General features: G+C 65.4%; 18 protein-coding genes. 7 read left to right on the top strand and 11 right to left on the bottom strand.

All coding sequences use genetic code 11. From position 1 onward, the window contains the following. The first annotated feature begins 34 nt into the window (after positions 1–34). The 5 genes from K1177_RS02940 (at position 35) to K1177_RS02920 (ending at position 4,216) form a co-directional block, all read left to right on the top strand. Positions 35–1,108: an ABC transporter permease gene (locus K1177_RS02940; RefSeq protein ID WP_396119299.1), complete on the top strand. Its 1,074-nt coding sequence runs from the start codon at positions 35–37 to the stop codon at positions 1,106–1,108. Beyond that, complete coding sequence (locus tag K1177_RS02935) at positions 1,108–2,007, top strand: ABC transporter permease (RefSeq protein ID WP_224701829.1); 900 nt, start codon at positions 1,108–1,110, stop codon at positions 2,005–2,007. The genes K1177_RS02940 and K1177_RS02935 overlap by 1 nt, the downstream gene beginning before the upstream one ends. Further along, entirely contained in the window at positions 2,007–2,840 is an 834-nt protein-coding gene (locus tag K1177_RS02930) for an ABC transporter ATP-binding protein (protein WP_224701828.1), read from the top strand. The genes K1177_RS02935 and K1177_RS02930 overlap by 1 nt, the downstream gene beginning before the upstream one ends. After that, positions 2,837–3,595 carry an ABC transporter ATP-binding protein gene (locus K1177_RS02925; protein ID WP_224701827.1) on the top strand — a complete coding sequence of 253 codons (759 nt, stop codon included), beginning with the start codon at positions 2,837–2,839 and terminating at the stop codon, positions 3,593–3,595. Before K1177_RS02930 ends, K1177_RS02925 begins: the two co-directional genes overlap by 4 nt. Positions 3,596–3,724: 129 nt before the next feature. After that, a complete protein-coding gene (locus tag K1177_RS02920) occupies positions 3,725–4,216 on the top strand; it encodes a GAF domain-containing protein (RefSeq protein ID WP_224701826.1) in 492 nt (163 codons plus the stop codon). 61 nt (positions 4,217–4,277) lie between these two features. On the opposite strand, the gene K1177_RS02915 is transcribed toward K1177_RS02920, so the two are convergent. After that, entirely contained in the window at positions 4,278–5,630 is a 1,353-nt protein-coding gene (locus K1177_RS02915; RefSeq protein ID WP_224701825.1) for an RsmB/NOP family class I SAM-dependent RNA methyltransferase, read from the bottom strand. A gap of 62 nt (positions 5,631–5,692) precedes the next feature. After that, the gene (locus tag K1177_RS02910) at positions 5,693–6,289 is read right to left on the bottom strand and encodes a TetR/AcrR family transcriptional regulator (protein WP_224701824.1); all 597 of its coding nucleotides are present in this window, start codon (positions 6,287–6,289) and stop codon (positions 5,693–5,695) included. A 113-nt stretch (positions 6,290–6,402) separates the two neighbouring features. Here K1177_RS02910 and K1177_RS02905 point away from each other — a divergent pair, with 113 nt between their 5' ends. After that, a complete protein-coding gene (locus tag K1177_RS02905) occupies positions 6,403–7,110 on the top strand; it encodes a hypothetical protein (RefSeq protein ID WP_224701823.1) in 708 nt (235 codons plus the stop codon). Between the two features lie 23 nt (positions 7,111–7,133). On the opposite strand, the gene putA is transcribed toward K1177_RS02905, so the two are convergent. Beyond that, positions 7,134–10,547, bottom strand: coding sequence for a bifunctional proline dehydrogenase/L-glutamate gamma-semialdehyde dehydrogenase PutA (gene putA / locus K1177_RS02900; RefSeq protein ID WP_224701822.1), 3,414 nt, complete (start codon positions 10,545–10,547; stop codon positions 7,134–7,136). A gap of 208 nt (positions 10,548–10,755) precedes the next feature. Between putA and K1177_RS02895 the strand changes: the two genes are divergently transcribed. Next, positions 10,756–11,223 (top strand): Lrp/AsnC family transcriptional regulator, encoded by a 468-nt coding sequence (locus K1177_RS02895; protein ID WP_224701821.1) that lies wholly within the window; start codon positions 10,756–10,758, stop codon positions 11,221–11,223. Between the two features lie 171 nt (positions 11,224–11,394). Here the strand turns inward: K1177_RS02895 and K1177_RS02890 are convergent, their stop codons facing one another. The 8 genes from K1177_RS02890 to K1177_RS02855 all read right to left on the bottom strand — a co-directional run bounded on the left by K1177_RS02890 (position 11,395) and on the right by K1177_RS02855 (position 20,844). Then, positions 11,395–12,978 carry a peptide ABC transporter substrate-binding protein gene (locus K1177_RS02890; protein ID WP_224701820.1) on the bottom strand — a complete coding sequence of 528 codons (1,584 nt, stop codon included), beginning with the start codon at positions 12,976–12,978 and terminating at the stop codon, positions 11,395–11,397. 130 nt (positions 12,979–13,108) lie between these two features. Continuing rightward, a complete protein-coding gene (locus K1177_RS02885; protein WP_224703677.1) occupies positions 13,109–14,086 on the bottom strand; it encodes an ABC transporter ATP-binding protein in 978 nt (325 codons plus the stop codon). 172 nt (positions 14,087–14,258) lie between these two features. Further along, entirely contained in the window at positions 14,259–15,278 is a 1,020-nt protein-coding gene (locus K1177_RS02880; RefSeq protein WP_224701819.1) for an ABC transporter ATP-binding protein, read from the bottom strand. After that, positions 15,275–16,456, bottom strand: a complete 1,182-nt coding sequence (locus K1177_RS02875; protein ID WP_224701818.1) for an ABC transporter permease — start codon at positions 16,454–16,456, stop codon at positions 15,275–15,277. Before K1177_RS02875 ends, K1177_RS02880 begins: the two co-directional genes overlap by 4 nt. Then, positions 16,453–17,382, bottom strand: coding sequence for an ABC transporter permease (locus tag K1177_RS18485; protein WP_224701817.1), 930 nt, complete (start codon positions 17,380–17,382; stop codon positions 16,453–16,455). The genes K1177_RS02875 and K1177_RS18485 overlap by 4 nt, the downstream gene beginning before the upstream one ends. A gap of 208 nt (positions 17,383–17,590) precedes the next feature. Further along, positions 17,591–18,097: a GAF domain-containing protein gene (locus K1177_RS02865; RefSeq protein ID WP_224701816.1), complete on the bottom strand. Its 507-nt coding sequence runs from the start codon at positions 18,095–18,097 to the stop codon at positions 17,591–17,593. Then, positions 18,094–19,710 (bottom strand): GGDEF domain-containing protein, encoded by a 1,617-nt coding sequence (locus tag K1177_RS18480; RefSeq protein ID WP_224701815.1) that lies wholly within the window; start codon positions 19,708–19,710, stop codon positions 18,094–18,096. Before K1177_RS18480 ends, K1177_RS02865 begins: the two co-directional genes overlap by 4 nt. Positions 19,711–19,809: 99 nt before the next feature. Further along, on the bottom strand, positions 19,810–20,844 hold the full coding sequence (locus tag K1177_RS02855; RefSeq protein ID WP_224701814.1) for a sulfate/molybdate ABC transporter ATP-binding protein: 1,035 nt from the start codon (positions 20,842–20,844) through the stop codon (positions 19,810–19,812). Positions 20,845–20,846: the final 2 nt, after the last annotated feature.

The raw sequence follows: 20,846 nt of genomic DNA, 5'->3' as shown, positions 1-20,846 counted from the left end.
GGTGTAGAGCCTTGTTTCTCAACAGGAAACACGCTTGAGCCAGAACCCGACGACTGCCGCCACCGTTGAGGTCGCCGGCGCTGCCAGCCGCAGAACCAGACGCCGCCTTCTGGCCATACTGGGTTTTGTCGCCACGGTGCTGCTGACATTCCTGGGCCTGTTGGCCATCACCTTCTTCATCGGCCGCGTGATCCCGATCGATCCCGTCCTGGCCGTGGTGGGCGACCGCGCCAGCAGCGAAGTCTATGAGGCGGCGCGCGTCGCCATGGGGCTCGACCAGCCGCTGCCGATCCAGTTCGTGCACTATGTGCTCAACGTGTTTTCCGGCGATCTCGGGCAGTCGGTCAGCACCGGGCGCAGCGTGGTCGAGGATCTCAGCCGCTTCTTCCCCGCGACGCTCGAGATGGCCACTATCGGCATCATCATCGGCGTGGTGCTCGGCGTGCCACTGGGCGTGATCGCGGCCAGCCGCCAGGGCTCGATCATCGACCAGATCATCCGCGTGGTGGGCCTGCTCGGCTATTCCATGCCGGCCTTCTGGCTGGGCCTGGTCGGGCTGGCCGTGTTCTATGCCCGGCTGCGCTGGGTCGGCGGCCCCGGTCGGCTCGACATTTTCTATGACGGGCTGGTGCAGCCGGTGACCGGCCTGCTGCTGGTCGATAGCCTTCTTGCCGGGGAGATCGACATCTTCTGGAATGCCATCACCCACCTCATCCTGCCGGCCTCGGTGCTGGGCTTTTTCAGCCTGGCCTATATCGCTCGCATGACGCGCAGCTTCATGCTGGATCAGCTCAGCCAGGAATTCGTCACGACCGCCCGGGTCAAGGGTGTGCCGGAGCGGCTGGTGATCTGGCGCCATGCCTTCAACCCGATCCGCGTGCCGCTGATTACGGTCATCGGCCTCAGCTATGCCGGGCTGCTCGAAGGCTCGGTGATGATCGAAACCGTGTTCTCCTGGCCCGGCATCGGCAACTATCTGACCACGGCGCTGCTCAATGCAGACATGAATGCCGTGCTCGGCTCGACGCTGGTGATCGGCGCCGTGTTCATCTTCATCAACAAGATTTCGGACGTGCTCTACCGCGTCCTCGACCCGAGGGCCCGCTGATGAGCACACGCGACTGGTTGCTGGAAGACTCGCCCCATTCCCGCCTGCAGGCCAATGCGGGCCGGGCCTATCGGGTGTTCACCGCGCTGCTGCGCAACCCCCTGTCTGTGCTGGGCGGGGTGATCATCCTCATTCTCGTGCTCACAGCCCTTTTGGCGCCGTGGCTGGCGCCCTATTCGGCCACCGGGCAGGATCTGGCCAATCGCCTGGCGCCGCCCTCGGGCGCCCATTGGATGGGCACCGATGAGCTGGGCCGCGACATCTTCTCGCGCGTCATCTGGGGCAGCCAGATCACCCTGACTATCGTGGGCCTGGTGGCGCTGATCTCGGCGCCGCTGGGCCTGTTGCTGGGCGCAGTGGCCGGTTATTTCGGCGGCTGGACCGACCGCGTGCTAATGGGCATCACCGACATTTTCCTGTCCATGCCCAAGCTGATCCTGGCGCTGGCTTTCGTCGCGGCCCTGGGGCCGGGCATCAACAATGCCATCATCGCCATCGCCATCACCTCCTGGCCGGCCTATGCCCGCATCGCCCGCGCCGAGACGCTGACCATCCGCAGCTCGGAGTTCATCGCCGCGGTGCAGATGCAGGGCGCGTCCCCGTTCCGCGTCATCGTCGGACATGTGCTGCCGCTCTGCACCTCTTCGATGATCATCCGCGTGACGCTCGACATGGCCGGGGTGATCCTGACGGCCGCGGGCCTGGGCTTCATCGGCCTGGGTGCGCAGCCGCCGCTGCCGGAATGGGGCGCCATGATCAGCCGAGGCCGCACCTTTATCCTTGACCAATGGTGGGTGGCGACCATGCCGGGCTTTGCCATCATCATCGTCAGCCTAGGCTTCTGCTTCCTCGGCGACGGGCTGCGCGACGTGCTCGACCCCAAGAGCGAGGGCAAGTGATGGCACCGATGCTTTCCGTCAAGAACCTGCGCGTCAGCTTTCCGACCCATCGCGGGCGGGTCGAGGTGGTCAAGGGCATATCCTTCGATCTCGGCCGCGAGCGGCTGGGCATCGTGGGCGAAAGCGGCTCGGGCAAGTCGATGACCGGCCGCGCCATTCTCAAGCTGATCCGCAAGCCGGGCCTGGTTACGGCCGACCGGCTGGAGTTCGATGGCATCGACCTGCGCAGCCAGAGCGACCGGCAGATGCGCGCCATTCGCGGCGCCCGCATCTCGATGGTGATGCAGGACCCAAAATTCTCGCTCAACCCGGTGATGACCATTGGCGAGCAGATCGCCGAAGCCGTGGTGACACATGAAAAGCTCGGGCGCAGCGCGGTGCAGGAGCGCATGCTGTCCATGCTGGAGGCGGTGCGCATCAACGACCCCAAGCGGGTCGCCGGGCTTTATCCGCACGAGGTCTCGGGCGGCATGGGCCAGCGCATCATGATCGCCATGATGCTGATCCCCGGCCCCGAACTGCTGATCGCCGACGAGCCGACCTCGGCGCTCGACGTGAGCGTGCAGGCGCAGGTGCTCGACATCATCGACAATCTGGTGATGGCCAAGGGCATGGGGCTGATCCTGATCAGCCATGACCTGAACCTGGTCAGCCGCTATTGCGACCGCATCCTGGTGATGAATGCCGGCACGGTGGTGGAAGAATGCGCCGCCGGCCAGCTCGAGCAGGCGCAGCACCCCTATACGCGGGGGCTGTTGGCGGCGATGCCGGTGATCAATGAAACCCGCGACGAGCTGCCCGTGCTCGACCGCAGCCAATGGGCAGGCACATGAGCGCGATCCGGCTGGACAATCTCAGCATTTCCTACGGCGACACCACCGTGGTGCATGGCGTCACCCTCGACATCGCCGAGGGCGAGAGCTTTGCGCTGGTGGGCGAAAGCGGCTCGGGCAAATCGACCATTCTGCGCGCCATTGCCGGGCTGGCGCCCGAGTGGACCGGCACGATTGAGCTGCTCGGCCGTGCCCGCAGCCATGGCGTCGAGCGCGCCGTCGCCGCGCAGTGCCAAATGGTGTTCCAGGACCCCTATGGCTCGCTGCATCCGCGCAAGACTATCGACGCCACCCTCAGCGAACCGCTGGCCATTCACGGCATCGGCAATCGCGACAAGCGGGTTGAAGAGGTGCTCACGGCCGTCGGGCTCGACCGGCGCTTCCGCTTCCGCTTTCCGCACCAGCTCTCGGGTGGCCAGCGCCAGCGCGTCGCCATTGCAAGGGCGCTGATGCTTGAACCCAAGGTGCTGCTGCTCGACGAACCGACCTCGGCGCTGGACGTCAGCGTGCAAGCGGAAATCCTCAACCTGCTCAAGCGGCTGCGGCGCGAACAGGGCCTTACCTATCTGGTGGTGACGCACAATCTGCCGGTGGTGAGCTTCCTCTGCGACCGGCTGGCCGTGATGCGGCATGGGCGCATTGTCGAGGTCGCCGATGTCGGCCTGCTCAAGCGCGAGGCGCTGGTCGAGCCCTATTCCCGCGAACTGCTGGCGGCCACCGAAGGCCGAGGCGGCGTGCTGGACGGCGCGGCCTAGACGCCCCCGAGACGAGGGCGACCGGTCCGAGACGGGCCGAACGGACCGGCTTGCGCAGGACAATTCCTCCCCCCTCCCGGGGAGGTCAGGTGGGGAAACCCACAGACGGACGAGACCAAGGACCAAACTATGACTGACTATTCCCAGGCCATCGCGGCGTTTGACGCGGCTATCGCCAAGGCCAAGGGCGCTGACGAAGCCTTCGCGGCGCTGCAGGCGCTGACCGAGGCCACCGTGGGCACAAAGCTCTTCACCTATATGACGGTGGACATGCAGGCCGAAGTGGCGCGCCGGGCCTATACCAGCGACCCCAAGAACTACCCGACCTCGGGCACCAAGCCGATCCGCTACGACAGCTGGTTCGACATCGTGCACAAGGAGCGCCGCTACTTCGTCGCCAACACGATTGCCGATATCGCCAAGGTGTTCCCCGACTACGAGCTGATCGACTCCCTGGGCTGCCAGAGCGTGGTCAACATGCCGGTGGTGCTCGGCGGCGAGCTGGTCGGCACGGTGAACATGCTGGATGTGGACGGCTATTACACGCCCGAACGCGTCCAGATCATCCGCGACGTGCTCGCCATTCCGGCCAAGCTGGCGGCCCTGGTGGCGGCAAAGTAAGCAGCATTACGGCACTGGAAGACCAAGAGCCCGCGGCCCCTGCTGCGGGCTTTTTGCTGGGCTAGGCGGAGGTCGTCTCAACCGCCCTGCGCTGCATCACCGCGGCAAAGAAGCCGTCGGTGTCGTGCTGGCCTGGCGTCAGCGACAGGAAGTCGGGGTGGGCCGAGCCGGTGAGCTCGGGCGCGGCCTGGGGGAGTGGGACGATCTCGAAATCGGGGTGGGCGGCGAGGAAGGCGGCGACCTGGTCTTCGTTTTCCTCGATCAGCAGCGAGCAGGTGGCATAGACGAGGCGCCCACCGGGGCGGACGAGCCGGGCGGCGCTGGTCAGGATCTTGGCCTGCAAGGGCAGCAGGTTGTCGAGACGCGAACCGGCCATGGCGCGCCATCGGGCATCGGGGTTGCGCCGCCAGGTGCCGGTGCCGCTGCAGGGAGCGTCGACCAGCACGCGATCAAAGCCGGCCTTGTGGCGCTTGACCCATTTGTCGGTTTCGCTGGAGAGCAGCCGGGTCTGCACATTGTGGACACCGGCGTGGCGGAAGCGCTCGGCGGCGCGCTTGAGCCGGCCCTCCATGACGTCACAGGCAACGACATGACCTTTGTTGGCCATCTGTGCCGCCATGGCGAGGGTCTTGCCGCCGGCGCCGGCGCAGAAATCGACCACGCGATCGCCTGGATGGGCATCGACCAAGAGCGCCACCAGTTGCGAGCCTTCGTCCTGGATCTCGACCTCACCGGACTTGAGCATGGGCAGGCGCGCGAGCGACAGGCTCTCGTCGATGCGAATGCCCAGCGGCGCCAGGGGCGTCGGCTCGGCGCGCAGGCCCAGTGCGCGCAATGCCGATAGCGTGGCCGGCCGGTTGGCCTTGATGGTGTTGACGCGCAGATCGCGCGGCGCGGGGCTCAGGGTGGCCGCCATCTCGCGCGCGAAGTCGACGCCAAAGCGGCGCTGCAGCGGCGCCAACGCCCAATCGGGGCTTTCCACGCGCACCGGCTCAGGCATGGCCGGATGATCGATGGATTTGCCCTGCAGCTTGCCCAGCAGATTGCGCTCCCATTCGGTGAGCGCAGCGGGATCGGCATTTCGGCCCGTAAAGAGCGCGGCCACCTGGGCGGCCGTGCGCCCCTCACCCAGCATCAGCCAGGCTAGCAGCCGGCCGCGTGGATGGTCTTCAGCCCCCTGCCCCTCCAGCCACCAGCCCAGCCGCGCATGATGGCGCAGCAAGGCATAGAACAGCGCGATGATCTCGCCGCGATCATCCTCGCCGATATGCCGGCGGGCGCGGAAAAAGGCCGACACCAATGCGTCGGCGGGGCCGGCAATGGCGTCAACTTCATGCAGCAGATCAAGGGTGGTTTGCAGACGGGCAGCGGGCGACACGGGAGAGAGCAGCAACGGGACAACGGGCGGCACCATAGGGGAATGTGCTGCGGCTGACCATCTGCAACACCAGATTATGCAGGGATGGTGCGGTGTCCCTAGCGAAATGCCTGCGTCAGGGAGCGGACGAGTTCGATTTCGAAATCGGGGTCATCCAGCAAATGCGGCTTGGCCAGCGCGGCCGAGCGGGTCGCGGCGATGACGCCACGCAAGATGACGTGGCGGCCGGCTTCGGGCGGGACGCGAACACAGTCGGCAGCGCGGTTGCGCACGGCCTCAACGAACAGCTCGGTCAGGCGATCCAGCGTGTCATCCAGAAGAAGTGCCAGATCGCGCCGGTTGGCAGCGGCCAGCATCAGCGCGCGCCGCACCTTGACCCGGCCCTTGAGCGGCTTGAGCGCCGCGGTCACCAGAACGCGGGCAAAGCCTTCGACGGTGGTGATGTCCGGATCGGCGAGCCGGGCGGCGACCTGCGCTTCCTGGCGCGCCAGTTCGGACCGGATCATGGCCTCGAAGATCGCATTCTTGTCGGCAAAATAGCGATAGATCGTGCCGACCGAATAGCCGGCCCGGGCCGCAACGTGATTGGTAGTAACATGCCCGTCAAGGGATTGCTCCAGAAGCTGAGCAGTGGCCTCCAGGGTGATGTCCACCGCCGAGATTGCCCGTTGCTGGCGGGGTATTTTTCTTTTCATTTCAATACCCTATGCAAAACTCTTGCGCAGCGGCGGCTGCCTGAAACCCGAGTAGCCTAGCCCCCGGCCGCCCCCTAGAGTCAAGGGTGACGACCACAGCCCACGAGGACACAATGCCGCCCCTGAACCCGATCCTTGCCACTGTCGCGCTTCTGGCGGGGCTGGTTTTTGCCCCAGCCGCAGCCAATGCCAATGACGCCTCGACAGGCGGCGCGAGGGGGATCTTTGATGATCGCTATTGCGAGATCCTGACTGTGGAGCGGCAGATGCTGGCGCTCAAGGTGACCGTCTACAACACTATCGGGCTCAATGACTGCCCGGCGCAGGCGTGGAATGCGCTCGATGCCGACGCCCTCAAGGGCGCGCTGGGGGTCACGGCGGTGATCAAGAACGGCCCCCGGCACTGGACGATCGACGGCATCGAGGGGCGCGGCGCATCCATCGCCAGCGCGCCGACGATGTTCGGCACCATCGCAATGACGCAGCGCGCCACTTTGGAGCGCAAGCTGTTTGGCGGCATGACCGAGGAGAGCTATGCCCCGCAGGAGGTCGACCGCGACACGGTGTTTGTCTTTGCCGCCGGCAAGCCGGTGTTCGAGCTCACAGACACGCAGGGCCATGTCTATATGATGCAGTCGTATGCCCAGATGGTCGACCCCAAGCTCAGCCTGGCGGACCTGACCGATCTGGGCAGCCGCCTGACCCTGCCCGAGGGCTGGCGCTACTCGACCCGAATTCTCGATGCCGACTATCGGCTCGAAGCCAAGGGCGTTGCTGTCGTGGTGCGGGACGAGTTGCAGAACACCTACCAGCGGCGCTAGCGCCCGTGGTCGCCAGGCCGGGTTTACCCGGCCTGGGCCATCAGGCTGGCGTTGCCGCCGGCGGCTGTGGTGTCGATGCAGACGTGGCGCTCGAGCAGCAGGCGATGGGCATCGTCGGGGCTGGTCAACAGGGGGATCAGCGCGCCGCTGCGTGCGCTGAGGGCAATGCGGATGGTGCGCAGCGTGGCCGCGTCGCCAAACCAGGCCACCGCATCGAAGGTCTTGGCATGGCTGAGGGCGTCGAGGTCCAGCTCGGCGACGAGGGCGGTATTGCCCAGCGTGGCGCACATCACCGATTGCGCCTCGATATCGGCCGGCGTCGGGCCCAGGCAGAGCACGGCGCCACGGGGGGCGGTGTGTAGCACATTGCTCTCCCCGGTCGGTCCGGGCAGCTTCAGCGAAGCCGTGTTGACCGGTGCATGGCCCAGGGTGAAGCGCGGCAGATAGGCCGGGCCGCCGGCCTTGGGGCCGGTGCCCGACAGGCCCTCGCCGCCGAAGGGCTGCGAGCCGACCACCGCGCCGATCTGGTTGCGGTTGATATAGATATTGCCGGCATGGACGGCCTGGGACACCTGGCGCACGCGTGAGGAAATGCGGGTGTGCATGGCAAAGGTCAGGCCGAAGCCGGTGGCATTGATCGCAGCGATGACGGCGTCGAGCTCATCGGCCTTGAAGGTGGCGACATGCAACACCGGCCCGAAAATCTCTTCATCGAGATCGGCAATGGTCTTCACCCGCAGCAAGGTGGGGGCCACGAAGGTGCCTTCATCAGGCGCCTTCAAGCGATGAATCAGATTCCCCTTCCGCTCGTAAGCCTCGATATGCGCAAGGATTTTTGATCGCGCGGCGGTGTCGATGACGGGCCCGATATCTGTCGCCAGCTGCCAGGGATTGCCCAGGGTCAGCTCGTTCATGGCACCGATGAGCATGTCGAGCGTGCGCTCGGCAGCGTCTTCCTGCACATAGAGAACGCGCAGGGCCGAGCAGCGCTGGCCCGCCGACTGGAAGGCGGAGGCCAGGATGTCGCGCACCGCCTGCTCGGGCAGCGCGGTGGAATCCACGATCATGGCGTTGAGGCCGCCGGTCTCGGCGATGAGCGGCGCGGTGGCCGCCAGATTGCCCGCCATGGCCTGATCGATGCGACGCGCCGTGGGCAGCGAACCGGTGAAGGCGACGCCAGCGATGGCGGGATTGCTGGTGAGCAGCGTGCCCACCTCGCCCGCGCCCGGCAAGAGCTGGATGGCGTCCGCAGGGATGCCGGCGGCGTACATGAGCTGGACGGCGCGGAAGGCGATCAGCGGGGTCTGCGGTGCCGGCTTGGCCAGCACGGGATTGCCCGCCACCAGCGCCGCGGCGATCTGGCCTGTGAAGATGGCCAGCGGGAAGTTCCAAGGCGAAATGGCCGCGAAGGGCCCGCGCGGTGCCGCCAGGGGCTGCCGCTCGGCTTCATCGGCGTAGTAGCGCAGGAAATCGACGGCCTCTCGGACTTCGGCAACGGCATCGGCCCAGGACTTGCCGGCCTCGCGGGCCAGCAGCGCGAAGAACTCGGCCGCGTTCGCCTCATAGAGATCAGCAGTCTTGCGCAGCAGCGCGGCGCGCGCCGTGACCGGAACCTGCGGCCAGGACGCGGCGCTGGCGGCTGCGATGGCGCCCGCCACTTCGGCCGGCGTCGCATCGCGCACGGTTCCGAGGCTGTCAGCGGGATCGGCGGGGTTGGTTACGGCCACCGAGGGCCCCCTCACCCCACCCTGCGGGTCGACCTCTGCCCCCAGGGGAAAGGTGAGCGGGGTTGCGTGCCACTGGGACTTGGCGAAGGCGGCCCGGGCCGCCTCGGTTGCGCCAAAGGCTACGGGATCGGTGAGGTCGAGCCCGGCGGAATTGACGCGCGGCGCAAAGATGGCCGATGGCGCCGGGATGGCGGGATTGGGCAAGCCCTGGCCGGATGTCTCCAGCGCCAGCAGCTTGCCGATGGGGTCTTCGGCGACGGTGGCCGCCGGAATATCGGCATCGGCGATCTGATAGACGAACGAACCATTGGCGCCATTTTCGAGCAGGCGCCGCACCAGATAGGCGAGCAGATCCTTATGGGCACCCACCGGCGCATAGATGCGGGTGCGGGCCGCGTGGTTGGTGCGCAGCACTTCATGCAGGCGCTCGCCCATGCCATGCAGGCGCTGGAACTCGAAACTGTCGTTGTAGCGCCCGGCCTCGGCCGCCAGATGCAGCACTGCGGCAGCGGTATGGGCATTGTGTGTGGCGAACTGGGGATAGATGTTGCTGGCGGCAAACAGGCGCCGCGCCGCCGCGATATAGCTGACGTCGGTCGAGGCCTTGCGGGTATAGACCGGATAGTCCGGCAGGCCGAGCACCTGGGCGCGCTTGATCTCGGCGTCCCAATAGGCCCCCTTGACCAGGCGCACCATGATGCGGCGATCCAGCGCCTTGGCCGTGGCGTCGAGCCAGTCGATCAACGGCAGCACGCGCTTGCCATAAGCCTGCACCACGATGCCAAAACCGTCCCAGCCGGCCAGTTCGGGCGTGGCCAGCACCTCGGCAATGATGTCGAGCGAGAGATCGAGCCGGTCGGCCTCTTCGGCGTCGATGTTGAAACCCATGTTGGCGGCGCGGGCGGCCAGCGCCAGCTTGCGGGTGGCGGCGACCAGTTCGGTCATCACGCGATGACGCTGGGCCTCCTCATAGCGCGGATGGAGCGCCGAGAGCTTGACCGAAATGCCCGGATTGTCGCGCACCGAGGGGGCAGTGCAATGCGGCGCGAGGCTCGCGATTGCAGCGGCATAGGCGTCGAAATAGCGGGCGGCATCTTCGCTGGTGCGGGCGGCCTCGCCCAGCATGTCATAGGAATAGCGATAGCCCAGCGCTTCGGGCTTGCGGGCATTGCTGATGGCTTCGTCGATCGTGCGGCCAAAGACGAACTGGCTGCCAAGCAGGCGCATGGCCTGGCCGACGGCGGTGCGGATGACGGGTTCGCCCAGGCGGGCAATGGCGCGATGGAGCGCATTGCGCGGGCCCACCTCGGGATCGCCGAGCACGTCGGCGGTGAGGCTCAGGGCCCAGGAGGAGAAGTTGACCAGGCGATTGTCCGAGCCACCGAAATGGCCGGTCCAGTCGGCGCCGCCCACCTTGTCGTGGATGAGCGCATCGACGGTCTCGGCATCGGGCACGCGCAGCAGCGCCTCGGCCAGCGACATCAGCGCCACGCCTTCATCGGTGTCCAGCCCATATTCGGCGAGGAAGGATTCCATCAGGCCGAGGCGATTGCCCTTGCGCACGGCGGTGACCAGCGCTTCGGCATGGGCGGAAATGGCCTGACGGGCGGCGGCATCAAGGCCTGTCGCCGTGATGAGATCACGCACCAGCGGAGCCTCGGGGGCGATGTTGCGGGCACGCAGGGCCTGACGAATGGCGACAGTGGACATAGAAACCTCAAGCAAGCGCTGACCAAGACCCACATTGGAGGCATCAGGCGGCAGGGTGATGGCCGGAGATCGGCGCGCTCACCTGGCGTGACTGGCTCTTCATGAGGTCACACCAGAATATCGCTCTTGCTCTAGGCGTTTCGCCTGATCATGTAGCGATCTACGTGACCCTGCGTTATGATGAGGCCATTGCGCAGGATAAATCGCCATGAAAACTCTCACCTACGAGACTTTGGACCAGATCGATCGGAAAATCCTGGCCGAGCTGGCACAGGACGGGCGGATCAGCGTGGCGGAGCTGAGCCGGCGCGTGAACCTCTCCAAGACGCCATGCCAGGCGCGGATCACAAGGCTGGAGCAGGCCGGCTATATCCTGGGCTATCGCGCAGTGATCGATCCCAAGCGGCTGGGCCTGCCGCATGTGGCCTTTGTCGAGGTCAAGCTCAGCGATACGCGCAAGGCGGCGCTGGCGGCGTTCAACAAGGCGGTGCGGGCCATTCCGGAGGTGGAACAGGCCCATATGATCGCCTCGAGCTTTGATTATCTGCTGAAAGTGCGGACCAAGGACATTGCCGACTACCGGGAAGTGCTGGGCGAACGCATCAGCGCCCTGCCCCATGTGGCGCATACCAGCACGCATGTGTCGATGGAGGCGGTTAAGGGGGACGAGGAGTGAGTGAGCGGGCGCGGTATGCCTCCACAGGCGCCGTCATCACCCGGCCTGTCCGGGTGATTCATCGGCCAGCCTCCGATGCTGGATTGCCCGGACGAGCCGGGCAATGACGGAGCGACAGAGAAGTTGGCCAGCCCCCGCGCCTTGGTGGGCGGGAGCTGGGTGTGCGGTGGCTTATTCAGCGATCTTGGCGTCGCGGAAGTAGGGCACGTTCAGGGTCGAGCGCCAGAAGCCGGTCACCTTGGGGCTCATCATCATGTAGTTGTTGCGATGATACTGCGGCAGGATGACGTGGTCATTCATCAGGATGGCCTCGGCCTTGCGCATTTCGGCCAGCGATTCAGCCTCGTCGCCGGTAGCCTTGGCGGCCGCGATGGCGGCGTCATAGTCGGCGTTGGACCAGTTGGCGAGGTTGTTGGGGCTGCCGGTGACGAAGTTGTCGAGGAAGGTCATGGGGTGCGGATAGTCGGCGCCCCAGCCCATCTGGGCGATCTGGTATTCGACCTTTTGGACTTCCGGATAATAGACCTGCCATTCGCTGGCCTGGATCTTCACGTCGATGTTGAGGTTCTGCTTCCACATCTGCTGGATGGCTTCGAGCAGCTTCTCGATCGGCGGGGACGAATAGGTCATGAAGACGGTTTCGGGGAAGCCTTCGCCATCGGGATAGCCAGCTGCGGCCAGGGCCGCCTTGGCGCCGTCGACATCAGCGGTTTCCGACAGGCCGAAGGTGTCGCGGCCGTCCGTGAATTCCTCGCCATTGATGGTCATGCCGGGAGGCACGAGACCCAGCGCCGGAATGTCAGCGGACTGCAGCACGAATTCGACGATCTCTTCGCGGTCGATGGCCATCGAGAGGGCCTTGCGGACGTCGAGATTGTCGAGCGGCGCCTGGTTGGGATTGAAGAAGGCATAGGTGGTACCCAGGGCCGGCACGACCATGAAGGCATCCGATTCCACCGAGAGACGCGGAATTTCCGGCGCCGGGACCGATTCAATGCCGTCGACATCGCCGGCTTCCATGGCGGCCAGGGCCGTTGCCGGATCGGGGATCAGGCGGAAGGTCAGCTTGTCGAGCGAGACGGCGTCGGCGTCGTAATATTCGGGGTTCTTCTCGAACACCACCGATTCACCTGCGTTGAACTCGGTGACGCGGAACGGGCCGGTGCCGATGAAGGTGGCGGGGTTGCGCGTCCAGCCTTCGGGATCGGCCTCGACCACATCCTTCCGCACGGGGAAGAAGGTGGTGTAGGTCAGAAGCTGCATCATGTAGGGGACGCGAGACTTGAGCGTGAAGGTCAGCGTCTTGTCGTCCGGGGCGGAGATGGCAATGCCGGCCACGTCGGCAGTGGCATTGAAGGCCTCCTCGGCGCCGACGATGGAGAACAGCATCGCCGAGTTCATCGCGCCAGTCTTTGGATCGAGCACGCGCTTCCAGGCATATTCGAAATCGCCAGCCACGACGGGCTTGCCGTCGCTCCACTTGGCGTCGCGCAGGTGGAAGGTATAGGTCAGGCCGTCTTCGGAGACGTCCCAGCTCTCGGCCAGCGCCGGCACGATATTGCTGTCGGCATCGAAGCGCACCAGGCCTTCGAAAGTGTTGCCGATGATCGGGGCAGCAAAGGTCTCGGCAGTGGTGCCGGGGTCATACTTGGCGCTTTCGTTGTTGACCACATAGGTCAACTCGCCAGCGGCAAATGCCCCCATCGTGGACGCAAGAAACGCCGCAGTCAGAAGCGGCAGAAAATGCTTGGTCATGCTCTCTCTCCAAAAATGGGGTCTTGGGACCCCGCTCGCGCAAGCGGAGCGGCAATGCTTGCCCCGCCTTCGATATCGATGTGCTGCGCCGGATGCCGGCCTTCGGCAGCCGAATGGGTAAGGCCCGAGCTCACGGTGCGGCCTCGCCGGCATAATGGCAAGCGGCCAGATGTCCGCCGCCGATGTCGCGCAGGGCCGGCTCGCTGCTCGCACAGAGTTCAGTGGCCATGGGGCAGCGCGTGCGGAAGCGGCAGCCGCTGGGCACGGCCATGGCACTGGGGATCTCGCCGCGCACCGGATCGGCAGGGCGGGTCGCGGTCGGGTCGGGTACGGGAATGGAGGCCAGCAGCGCCTGGGTATAGGGGTGGCTCGGCCGGGCATAGAGATCGGTGTTGCTGGCCAGCTCGACGATCTTGCCCAGATACATCACCCCGATGCGATCGGAGATATGGCGGACCATGCTGAGATCATGGGTGATGAACAGATAGGTCAGCCCGAGCTGGTCCTGCAGATCCTCGAGCATGTTGACGACCTGCGCCTGGACCGAGACGTCCAGCGCCGAAATGGGTTCGTCGCAGATCACCAGATCGGGCTCGAGCGCGATGGCGCGGGCAATGCCGATGCGCTGGCGCTGGCCGCCGGAGAACTCATGGGCGAAACGATTGGCGTGGTCGGCATGGAGGCCGACGCGCGCCAGCAATTCATGCACCTTGGCAGTGCGGCTTTCCGGCGTGCCGATGCGGGCGATCTCGAGCGGCTCGGCGATGAGATCGCGCACCGTCATGCGGCCATTGAGCGACGCATAAGGGTCCTGAAAGATCATCTGCACGCGGCGGCGGAACGGCACGAGGTCGCGCTCGGAGAGATGGGCGACGTCCTGTCCGTCAAAGACCATGGAGCCCGTGGTGGGCTCATAGAGCCGGATCAGCGTGCGGGCCAGCGTGGACTTGCCACAGCCGGATTCCCCGACAAGACCGAGCGTTTCGCCGCGCCGGATGTCGAGATCGACGCCATCGACGGCGCGCAGCACCGGCTTGGGTGCAAACAGCGGCCCACCCATGGTGAAGTGCTTCTTGAGGTCGCGGACGGAAACGAGGGGCTGGGTCATCATGGCGTGGCGGCCTCCACCTCTCCCCTGAGGGGAGAGGTCGGCGCAGAGCGCCGGGTGAGGGGTTCAGAGGTCGTGACCAGCGTGAGCGTGCGACCGACGCTGAACCCCTCACCCTGACCCTCTCCCGTCAGGGGAGAGGGGACAAAACCTCTGGTGGTTGCACAAAGAGTCATGCTGCCACCTCGTTGATGCCGGCGATGCGCGGCGCCTCGGCATGGTGGAGCCAGCAGCGGGCGGCGTGGCTGTCGCCGAACAGGGGCGGCAGTGCGGCTGCGCATTGGCGCATGGCATGGGGGCAGCGGGCGGTGAAGGGGCAGCCGGCGGGCGGATGGGCCATGTCGGGGGGCGAACCCGGAATGGGTGTCAGCCGCTTGTGGCTATCGTCCCTCAGATCGGGCACCGAGGCCAGGAGGCCGCGGGTATAAGGGTGCATGGGGCGGGCGAAGAGGTCGCGCACCGGGCCGGTTTCCATGACGAGCCCACCATACATGACCACGATGCGGTCGGTGACTTCGGCGATGACGCCGAGGTCATGGGTGATCAGGATCACCGCCATGCCGAGGCGCGCCTGGAGATCGCGCAGCAGGCCCAGGATCTGGCGCTGGATGGTGACGTCGAGCGCCGTGGTGGGCTCATCGGCAATCAGCAGCTTGGGATCGCAGGCCAAAGCAATGGCGATCATGACGCGCTGGCGCATGCCGCCGGAAAATTCATGCGGATAGGATTTGAGCCGGGCGGCGGCCGAAGGGATGCGCACCAGTTCGAACAGTTCGATGGCGCGGGCGCGGGCTTCGGAGCGTGTGGCCTGGCGATGGCGCAGGATGGTCTCGATAACCTGTTCGCCCACGGTCAAAGTGGGGTTGAGGCTGGTCATGGGGTCCTGAAAGATCATGCCGATCTTGTTGCCGCGGATGTCCCTGAGGTCGGCCTCGTCGAGTGCCAGCAGGTCCTGGCCATCAAACAGGGCCGAACCGGATTTGATGCGGCCCGTGGCCTTGAGCAGGCGCAGCACCGACATGCAGGTGATGGACTTGCCCGAGCCGGACTCCCCGACAATGCCGAGGATTTCACCGGGGTGAACGTCAAAGCTGACGCCGCGCACGGCCTGCACTTCGCCGCGCTGGGAAAAGAAGCTGGTGGCGAGGTCGCGCACGGAAAGGATGGGCGTGCCCATGGTTGCGGCGGTCATTTGCGGAACCTCGGGTCAAGCGCATCGCGCAGGCCATCGCCCAGGAAGTTGAAGGCGAACATGGTCAGCGAAATGGCAGCCGCGGGGAAGAACAGCTGGTGCGGATAGGCGCGCATGGTTTCGACGGCTTCCGAGGTCAGCGTGCCCCAGGAGGCCAGCGGCGGCGTGACGCCCAGGCCAATAAAGCTCATGAAGCTCTCGATGAAGATGGCCGAGGGGATGAGCATGGTCAGGGTGACGATGATCGGGCCGATGGAGTTGGGCAGCAGGTGGCGGGTGAGAATGCGACGCGTGCCGGCACCCATGGTGCGCGCGGCGGCGACATAGTCCTGGCTCTTCAGGCTCAATATCTGGCCGCGCACGATGCGGGCCATATCGACCCAGAACACCGAGCCGATGGCGATGATGATCGAATAGAGCCCGCTGTCGAACACCACCATCAACAGCACCACGTAGAGGGTGAGCGGGATGGTGGAGATGATCTCGACGATGCGCATCATGATGGCATCGGTGCGGCCGCCGATGTAGCCGGCCAGGCCGCCATAGAAGATGCCGATGAAGAAGTTCACCAAGGTCGCGACGAAGGCGACGGTGAGCGAGATGCGGGCGCCAAACAGCTGGCGCACCAGCACGTCGCGGCCGAGCTGGTCGGTGCCGAACAGATAGGTGCGGTTCCAGGACCAGCCGGAGGGCGAAATGGTGCTGCCGTCCGCCGCGACGAGCCGGGCCGGCAAAGCCGAATAGTCCAGCGCGACCGTGGTATCGCCGAAGGTATAGGGCTGGATCTTCTTGATCATGTCCTTGCGGCCGCCACGCAGCAGGCCGAGCACATGCCCTTGGGCATCAACCTCATAGAGGTTGAAGTTGGAGGCATTGAGGAAGAAGCGGGTGGTGCCCCCCTGCCCGTCGTCGACGGCATAGGTCTCGAACGCCGGCGGGATATTGGCCAGCTTCAAATTCTGGTCGGCATAGCTATAGGGGCTGAACCAGGGGCCGAAGATGGCGCCCAGGATCAGCAGGATAATGAACACCAGCGCCACGACGGCGGGCTTGTTGGCCCAGAGGCGCCGGCGGGCATCCTGCCAATAGGTCAGGCTCGGGCGACCGACGGCAGCAGCGCCATCCTCGGGCGCCAGCGGCGCCCACATTTCGGGTGCAATGATGCGGGTGTCGGTCATGCCCTGGCTCCGCTCAGCTTGATGCGCGGATCGAGCACGGCATAGAGCAGGTCAACGATCAGGATCATCACCATCAGGGCGGCGGCGTAGAAGATGGTGATGCCCATGATGGCGGTATAGTCCCGGTTGGTGATGGAGAGCACGAACTGGCGGCCGATGCCGGGTAGCGCAAAGATCTGCTCGATGACGAAGCTGCCGGTGATGAGATTGGCGACCACCGGGCCGAGAACCGTCACAACCGGCACCAGCGAATTGCGCAGGCCGTGCTTGAACAGGATCTGGCCCGGACGCAGGCCCTTGGCGCGGGCCGTGGTCATGTAGTCCTGCTCGAAGGTTTCCAGCAGCGACGAGCGCGTCAGGCGGGCGACGAAGGACACCCAGAAGCCCGAGAGCGCAAAGACCGGCAGGACATAGCCGCGCCAGTCATCGAGCCCGAAGGTGGGAACCCAGCCCAGGCGCAGGGCGAAGACATAGAGCAGCACGGTGGCGATGACATAGCTGGGAATGGCGACGCCGATGGTGGCGATCATCATCACGGCGGTATCGGGCCAGCGGTTGCGGTTGAGCGCGGCGACGATGCCCATGGGAATGCCCAGCGCAACCACGCAGATCACGGCCAGAAGGCCCGTCTGCAGCGTCACCGGCAGGCCGGTGGCGATCATGGTGTTGATCGAAACACCCGGGTATTTGAACGAGGGGCCGAGGTCCAGGGTCAGCACGCCCTTGAGGTAGCTCAGATATTGCACCCAGATCGGCTGATCGAGGCCGTATTTGGCGTTGAGCGCAGCGGCGATTTCGGGCGCCAGCATGCGCTCGGACACGAAGGGGCCGCCGGGCACGGCATGCATGAGGAAAAAGGTGAGCGTCACGATGGCCCACAGGGTCAGCAGCATCATGCCCAGGCGCTGGAGGATATAGGTGGGCACCTCAGCGCCTCACACGGGCGTGGACGATCGGGCAGATGGGCGGCGGACACAGTGCTGACATAATTTATAAGACAGCACTAAAAAAATTTTACTGCAAGAGGCGGCGACGGATTTGCCTGTTGAGACTTTCGGCGTGTGCGGGCGCCGGACGGACATCACCCCATCCGGCGCCGCCGGTTTGACCGGTGCGGCGCGGCAAACCAGATGGTTAGAGAGTGAAGTGATTGCGCAGGATCAGGAAAACAGCCGTCGCCGGAATGATGAGATCGGCGGCGCGGGCCACCACTTCGCCGGGATAGGCGCCTTCGGCGTCGAGCGCATTGATGGTGCCCAGCAGGTCGTTGCCAGCCATGACCGGCACGCTGATCGAGGCATTGCAGCCCAGTTCGCGGATGAGCGCCAAGTCCGGGAAATTGCCTTCCATGCCCTGGGCCGTATTGATGGAGGTGATGCGCCGCTCGGTGCGCATGGCCTCGAACCACTCGTCGCGCACGATAGGCTTGGTGCCCAGCAGCGGATAGACCTCGGGGTGGCTGGTGTAGACGCGGCGCACATGGCCGGCATCCATGTTGATCGCCGTCAGCGTGAACAGGCGCACGCCGATAACGGCCTCGGCCAGGGCATGGAGGGCCGCGCCCGTCTGGGCGGGATCGGTATAACGTGCCAGGGCTTCCTCAAAGGCGCGGAAGGCCTCGGCGTTGGGGGTCGTCGTCATGCGATGGATTGCTTTCGCGGTTCTGCGTTGTCGTGAACCAGGATGGGCGTATCGCGCGAGATGATGCGGTCACGGCCAGTGGTCTTGGCCATGTAGAGGCGCCTGTCGGCCATTTGCAACAGCAGACCGGACGGGACGTCGCCCCTGCCCGTGGCGAGCCCGACGCTGACGGTCACCGCCAGCCCTTCAGCAATATGGGACCAGTCGGCATTGGCCACCGCCACGCGGACGCCTTCGCAAAGCGCCGCGGCCGTGGCCTCAGCGATGTCGGGGAAGATGAGCGCGAATTCCTCGCCACCCAGCCGTGCCGCATGGCCATGCGGGCCGATCTGGTCGACCATGATCCGGGCAATGCGCTGCAGCACGGCATCGCCGACAATGTGCGAGAAGCGGTCGTTGACCGATTTGAAGAGGTCGATATCCAGCATGCCGATGGCAATGGGCGAACCCGCCAGGCGATTGAGGATCTGATCGAAGCTGCGGCGATTGGCGATGCCCGTCAGCGGATCGCACATCACCTGCTCGGCCAGCATGGAGGCCTCGTCGCGCAGCCGGTCTGTCTCGGAGCGGATTTCCTCGACGCGCGCCCGGCGGCGCGCCGTCTCGCCGGCCTGTCGCACATAGAGGCCGTGGAAGCGCTTGTGCATGGCGAAGGCGGCGCGGGTGTCGCCCTGGGCCTCAAGGATCTCCACCAGCTTGGCGGCGGCGCTGGTCTGGTGTTCGACGATGCCGGAACCTTCCGCCAGGGCCAGCGACTCTGCCGCGGCGACGCGCGCATCATCGCAGCGACCCGACCGGAGCAGCACATCGCTCAGTGTATAGAGATAGTGGATGCGCAAGCCGATGCCGGGCAGTTCGGGCAATTCGGCCAGCCGGTCCATCAGCTCGATGGCAAGGTCATGCCGGCCCTGCTTGGACAGCAGTTCGGCGCTGTTGCTCAGGGCCGTGCGCAGCGTCCAGTCGTCACCCACGCTTTCGGCCAGATCGACCGCCAGGGCACTCAATTCTGTGGCGATACGGTTCTCGGCGTCGGCGCGCTCGGGCTCAAGCAGCGACAGGGCTTCCTCGGCCAGCTTGCCGTGGCAGAAGCCGATATTGAGCAGGTAATAGGCCTGGGCGGCATGGTTTTGCTGGCGGGCCGCGATCCCCAGCGCGCGCTCCAGCAACTGGAGCCCCAGTTGCGCCTCGTGGCAGACGGCCAGCACGATGCCCTTGGCATTGAGGGTGAAGGCGTGAACGGATTCAAACTCGGTGGTCAGCGCCAGCTTCACCGCCTGGTCGGCAGCGCTATAGGCTTCGTCGCTGAAGCCGATATCGAGGAAGAGAATGGCTTCGATGGCCAGGGCGCGAGACTTTTCGGCCGTATTGCCGGCCCTGCCCCAATGCCACTTGGCACCCATGGCATATTCGAGGCCCTGCTCCACCTCACCCAGACGATAGCAGCACCAGGCCATTTCGTTGAGGCAGGCTGCCATCAGCCCGATTTCATTGTCTGCCAGGGCGCGGCTATAGACCGTGCGAAAGGCTTCGATGGCTTCGATACACCGGCCCGACCGCAGCAATCGCGCGCCGAGCATGAAGGTGTCATCGAAAGCGATGCCGGAAACGGACACGGTGCACTCTTGGGTTCGTCGGCCCAAGACTACGGCGCAGCGGTAGCTAAACTCCTAAGCCGTCGTGCAATTTTATGACAAATTGAAACATTTCGACGATCAGCCCGCCGAAAACAGCTGCCAGCGACGCGGCCGGAAGCTGATCGCCGCGCTCTGGCTGAACGCCTGGTCGAACGGCAGATCGATCTCAGCCAGCTGCCCCGCACCCAGGTCAAGCTCCACCCGGCGGGTGCCGCCCACGCGGCGGCTGGAGTGCACGGTGCCGGTCAATCCGGCGCCGGGCTCAACGATATCAACATCGTGCGGGCGGAAGAACAGCCGCGCCGGACCGGCCGTGAGCGGGCCGCTGGACTGGCCAATGGCGGTGTTGCCGTGGCGGATTTCGCCATCGACCAGGGTCACGGGCAATTGGCTGGATTCGCCAATGAAGCCAAAGACAAAGGGCGAGCTGGGCTGGTCGTAGATGGTGTCGGGCGTGCCAACCTGTTCGACATGGCCCTGGCTCATCACGCAGAGCCGATCGGACAGCTCCAGCGCCTCCTCCTGGTCGTGCGTGACGAAGACCGTGGTGTGGCCGGTGCGGTCATGGATTTCGCGCAGCCATTTGCGCAGCTCGCGGCGGACCTGGGCGTCCAGCGCGCCAAAGGGTTCGTCCAGCAGCAGCACAGCCGGCTCAATCGCCAGGGCGCGGGCCAGGGCCACGCGCTGGCGCTGGCCGCCCGAAAGCTGATTGGGATAGCGTTTCTCGAGGCCCGACAGTTGCACCAGATCGAGCAGTTCGAGCGCGCGGCGGCGGATTTCGCCAGCGGGCGGACGGGTCGAGCGCGGCCGCACCTTGAGGCCGAAGGAGACGTTCTCCAGGATCGTCATATGGCGGAACAGGGCATAGTGCTGAAACACAAAGCCGATGTTGCGCTGCTGCACCGTCCATTCGGACGCGTCGGTATCGCCAAAGAAGATGCGGCCTGTGGTGGGCATTTCCAGCCCGGCGATCAGGCGCAGCAGCGTGGTCTTGCCCGAGCCGGACGGGCCCAGCAGGGCGATCAGCTCGCCCGAATGGATGTCGAGCGAGACATCATGCAGCGCCGGGAAGCGGTCGAATTCCTTGCGCACATTGGTGACACGAACGTCCATTC

The sequence above is a fragment of the Devosia aquimaris genome (assembly GCF_020169335.1).
Taxonomy (GTDB): Bacteria; Pseudomonadota; Alphaproteobacteria; order Rhizobiales; family Devosiaceae; genus Devosia; species Devosia aquimaris.
This window is presented reverse-complemented; position numbering and strand designations above follow the sequence as displayed.

Bases quoted from the DNA above. Each gene is read 5' to 3' on its own strand.
- K1177_RS02920 (WP_224701826.1), top strand. From the start codon at position 3,725: ATGACTGACTATTCCCAGGCCATCGCGGCGTTTGACGCGGCTATCGCC.
- putA (WP_224701822.1), bottom strand. From the start codon at position 10,547: ATGTCCACTGTCGCCATTCGTCAGGCCCTGCGTGCCCGCAACATCGCC.
- K1177_RS02890 (WP_224701820.1), bottom strand. From the start codon at position 12,978: ATGACCAAGCATTTTCTGCCGCTTCTGACTGCGGCGTTTCTTGCGTCC.
- K1177_RS02875 (WP_224701818.1), bottom strand. From the start codon at position 16,456: ATGACCGACACCCGCATCATTGCACCCGAAATGTGGGCGCCGCTGGCG.
- K1177_RS02910 (WP_224701824.1), bottom strand. From the start codon at position 6,289: ATGAAAAGAAAAATACCCCGCCAGCAACGGGCAATCTCGGCGGTGGAC.
- K1177_RS02905 (WP_224701823.1), top strand. From the start codon at position 6,403: ATGCCGCCCCTGAACCCGATCCTTGCCACTGTCGCGCTTCTGGCGGGG.
- K1177_RS02885 (WP_224703677.1), bottom strand. From the start codon at position 14,086: ATGACCCAGCCCCTCGTTTCCGTCCGCGACCTCAAGAAGCACTTCACC.
- K1177_RS02855 (WP_224701814.1), bottom strand. From the start codon at position 20,844: ATGGACGTTCGTGTCACCAATGTGCGCAAGGAATTCGACCGCTTCCCG.
- K1177_RS02895 (WP_224701821.1), top strand. From the start codon at position 10,756: ATGAAAACTCTCACCTACGAGACTTTGGACCAGATCGATCGGAAAATC.
- K1177_RS02865 (WP_224701816.1), bottom strand. From the start codon at position 18,097: ATGACGACGACCCCCAACGCCGAGGCCTTCCGCGCCTTTGAGGAAGCC.
- K1177_RS02930 (WP_224701828.1), top strand. From the start codon at position 2,007: ATGGCACCGATGCTTTCCGTCAAGAACCTGCGCGTCAGCTTTCCGACC.
- K1177_RS02915 (WP_224701825.1), bottom strand. From the start codon at position 5,630: ATGGTGCCGCCCGTTGTCCCGTTGCTGCTCTCTCCCGTGTCGCCCGCT.
- K1177_RS02925 (WP_224701827.1), top strand. From the start codon at position 2,837: ATGAGCGCGATCCGGCTGGACAATCTCAGCATTTCCTACGGCGACACC.
- K1177_RS02880 (WP_224701819.1), bottom strand. From the start codon at position 15,278: ATGACCGCCGCAACCATGGGCACGCCCATCCTTTCCGTGCGCGACCTC.
- K1177_RS02935 (WP_224701829.1), top strand. From the start codon at position 1,108: ATGAGCACACGCGACTGGTTGCTGGAAGACTCGCCCCATTCCCGCCTG.